We start from the raw sequence: 2,282 nt of genomic DNA, 5'->3' as shown, positions 1-2,282 counted from the left end.
GTACTGGTCGCCGAACAACTCGAGTGTGCCGAAGCACGGCAGGGACTGATTGGCGAATAGTTGATTGACCTTCATCGCGGCGAAGCTGCGCCACTGATCCCGCGACTCGACGACCTTCGCCTCGTCGAGCAGGTCCTGCACGGTCTGTTCCAGCGTCGAGCCGGTGAGGGCGGTGCCTACCGCCCAGGAGCCGACCGCCGCCAGCATGATTCGCGCGGGCAAATCCGGTATCGCGCTGAGCCGCGGAGGTAAGCCGCCCAGGTCGGCGATTCTCGCCAGCACCATTGCCGCGTACGCGGCACGCGCCAGCACCGGATCGTGGTACGAGGTGTATCCACTGTCCGCAACACGCTCCGGCAGCGCGGCAGGAGTCCTTGAGGGGTCGGCAGGGGGCTCGTTCCCCCCCTCGGGAGGGGGGGAAGGGGGGTCGGTCCTGGGCTGCGGAGTGGGCTGCGGAGTTGGCCCGGGGGGCAGCGCGGCGGTGGCCAGCCGCATCCGCTCCTGCGCCGTCGAGGCCTGCAGATATTCCAGTGACTGCTCGACGCTGGGAAACGTTACGGGCCCGCGCAAACGGCGATTACGTACTTTGGGCCGGTTGGCGAAATCCAGGAGTTCGTGGTACCAACCAGCCTGGCCGAAACCGGTGGTGCCGGGCAGCAAGATTCCTACGATGCGCAGCACCTTCTCAGGGTTTTCGCCGTGGCCATCCTTGGCGAAGAGGACCGCCTCATCGATCGCGCCGAAAAACGACAATTGGGACTGCAACAGATTCAGCAAGGCCCGACCTCCTGGCTGTTAACGCCGTTAGCATACCGAGGAGCAAGCCGAATGTTTAGTTATCCACCGGAGTTTACGGGAGCGAAATGTGACCGAGCGGGACAATGACGCCAGTGTCTCCGATATTCCGTGGGCGTCGGTCTTTGATCCGGCCTTGAACATACGGGCACTGGGTGAGATTCAGGCTCGTGGGTTTCGGGCCGCTACCGAGGTCGTTAATCGGTTCATTCGACCGGCCGACACCAAATCCGTTGACGACTCAGTCGATAGCACTCAGGCGGCGGGCGATCAGGCCGCGCCGCCGCCGGGCGACCAGGCCACCCCGCCGCCGGATGTCGACCGGGTGTTGCAGCTATGGCAGCGGTTAGCCAGCCAAGCGGTCGAATCGCTGCGTGGCGCAGCGCAACCGCGCGGTGAGGTTGCCTCGGTCGATATTCAACAGGCCACGTCGAGCGGAGCTGTCTCTTTGGTGGCCAGCGAGCCCGGCGCGGTGTCGACCGACGTCTGGCTGCACAACCGCGGTGCCGACGATCTTGGCAAGGTGCGATTGCGCTGTAGCGATTTGTTGGCCCACGACGGCGCCCTGATCGAGTCGGCGTTGGTGCGCTTCGAGCCGGACACCGTGCCGATGGTGGCCCGATGCAGCCGTGGTGTCACGGTAGAGATCGACGTGCCCGACGACACCGCTGCCGGCAACTACCGCGGCACCTTGCTTGCCGATGGTTATCCCGACATCTGGTTGCCAGTCGTGTTACGCGTGCTGCCGCGAAGCTCATGACCAGCACGGCCGACCAAGCCGAATTGATTTCCACCGTCGAAGACCGGCTGCGGCAGGTCGGCAAAGTGGTGCGCCGCTCGATGCTGGACGCGTTGCCTGACGGGGAACCAACGCAATGGCTTTACGCGCCGATGCGGGAATACCCGTCGCGGCCCGGCAAGGCGTTACGGCCGGCGCTGTGCCTGTCCGCAGGCCGGGCCTTCGGCGCCAACCCGCACGATCTGCTCGGCATTGCCGTGGCGATCGAGCTGATGCACAACGCTTTTCTCGTCCATGACGACATCGCGGACGGCAGCGAAATGCGCCGTAACCGACCGACTTTGGCGACCACGTACGGAACTGCCGCGGCGCTCAATGCCGGTGACGGCTTGGCGATCGTGGCCAGCCAGGTGCTGCGCCGGGCCACCCGCCGCCTCGACCGCGATCTGGCCGATCTGGTGTGGGCCGAGTTCGACACGATGGCAATGCGCACCCTCGAGGGGCAGGCGACCGAGATCGGTTGGCAGCTAGACGAAGTGGAGGATCTGGGCCCGGAGGACTACCTGAACTTGATCATGCACAAGACGTGCTGGTACACCACCATCCACCCGCTGCGGGTCGGCGCGATCGTCGGCTCACGCGGCAAGGTGGATCTGGGTCCCTTGGTGCGGTTCGGTTTTCACTTTGGCGCGGCGTTCCAGATTCGCGACGATCTGCTGAACCTGGTCGGTGACGAGCGCATGTATGG

The 2,282-nt window shown here is 65.0% G+C and carries 2 protein-coding genes and 1 pseudogene; 2 read left to right on the top strand and 1 reads right to left on the bottom strand.

The window, feature by feature from the left end; all coding sequences use genetic code 11:
• Positions 1-777 (bottom strand): annotated as a pseudogene (locus WAN02_RS13975) (hypothetical protein); the annotation flags it as partial.
• A gap of 88 nt (positions 778-865) precedes the next feature.
• Here WAN02_RS13975 and WAN02_RS13970 point away from each other — a divergent pair.
• Positions 866-1,555, top strand: a complete 690-nt coding sequence (locus tag WAN02_RS13970; RefSeq protein WP_422264791.1) for a hypothetical protein — start codon at positions 866-868, stop codon at positions 1,553-1,555.
• Positions 1,552-2,282, top strand: a 731-nt coding sequence (locus tag WAN02_RS13965) for a polyprenyl synthetase family protein (protein WP_422264790.1), incomplete at its 3' end; no start/stop codon positions are given. The genes WAN02_RS13970 and WAN02_RS13965, both read left to right, overlap by 4 nt.

Source organism: Mycobacterium sp. (assembly GCF_049281135.1).
Taxonomy (GTDB): domain Bacteria; phylum Actinomycetota; class Actinomycetes; order Mycobacteriales; family Mycobacteriaceae; genus Mycobacterium.
The sequence above is the reverse complement of the archived record's forward strand: the minus strand, read 5'-3'. Positions and strand labels throughout refer to the sequence as shown.